This is a genomic window from Arthrobacter sp. P1_B11, from assembly GCF_056406715.1.
On the sequence record NZ_JBFTZQ010000066.1, the window covers coordinates 1 to 825 of the forward strand.

Here is an 825-nt window from a genome sequence, read left to right on the forward strand (position 1 = left end):
CGCAGAGCCCGTCCCAAGACAGCGAAACTGACCGGCGAGTCGAAACTGCGGGATTACGTGCAGGCAGGACTGGGTCTGGAATGGTCACCGGAGCAGATATCGCACAGGCTGGTCACGGACCACCCCGATGACCAGGAGATGCGCGTGAGCCCCGAGACGATCTACCAGGCCCTCTACCTCCAGGCCCGGGGCGGCCTCAAACGCGAAATCCAGGCCGCCCTGCGCACCGGCCGCGCCCRCCGCCACCCCCACAACAACTCCGCGGAACGACGGTCCCGGTTCGCGGACCCAATGATCATGATTTCCGAACGCCCGCCCGAAATCGAGGACCGGGCCATCCCCGGGCACTGGGAAGGAGACCTCATCACCGGGACACTGAACCRGTCCGCGATCGCCACCCTGGTCGAACGCACCAGCCGGTACGTGATGCTCGTCCACCTGCCCACGGATCACGGCGCCGAAGCAGTCCGGGACGGACTCGTCACCGCCATGACGGCCCTGCCCGCGCACCTGCGAGGCTCCCTGACCTGGGACCAGGGCTCCGAAATGGCAGCCCACAAATCCTTCACCATGGCCACGGACATGAACGTCTACTTCTGCGACCCCGCCAGCCCCTGGCAGCGCGGCTCGAATGAGAACACCAATGGGCTGCTGCGCCAGTACTTCCCCAAGAGCACGGATTTGTCCGTCTACGGTCCCGAAGACCTCGAACTCGTCGCTCAGAAACTCAACGGCCGGCCACGTAAAACGCTCGGCTGGGAAACCCCAGCCGAGCGTTTACGTGCTTTACTACTAACCACCTAACCAACAGGTGTTGCAACGACC

At 64.4% G+C, this 825-nt stretch carries 1 protein-coding gene; it reads left to right on the forward strand.

Annotation, left to right across the window (positions count from 1 at the left end):
- Positions 1 to 804: IS30 family transposase (locus AC1D14_RS22570; RefSeq protein ID WP_476969234.1), on the forward strand; the 804-nt coding region annotated here is incomplete at its 5' end.
- Positions 805 to 825 lie beyond the last annotated feature (21 nt).